The sequence below is a fragment of the Dethiosulfatibacter sp. genome (assembly GCF_983023055.1).
Genome location: NZ_CEZJXU010000380.1, coordinates 1 through 282, shown reverse-complemented (window position 1 = coordinate 282; position 282 = coordinate 1). Strand labels below are relative to the sequence as shown.

At 37.2% G+C, this 282-nt stretch carries 1 pseudogene; it reads right to left on the bottom strand.

Annotation, left to right across the window (positions count from 1 at the left end):
• Positions 1-282: pseudogene (locus tag AC3AX0_RS11290) on the bottom strand (M20/M25/M40 family metallo-hydrolase); the annotation flags it as partial.

Genomic DNA, 282 nt, shown 5'->3' with positions numbered 1-282 from the left:
ATGGTCCTATGTTTATGCAAGGCATTTGAATTTCCTTTATATCCTCGAAAGGTATGTCATAGTATTTTTTCCACAAGGGCATGTTTTCCATCTGTGATACAGTAGATTCTATATCATAGTTCAAGGACGAATAGCTCAAATCGCTGATGCCTGTGAAGTAATACCTGTTCATGTACTTCTGGTTCCATTCTTTTGATGTGAATTCGTTTATTATACCAAGATAATCCGGAACATCTTCTTGGAAAAGGTTTGAAACTCCAGGATAGCGAGGCATTGTCATTC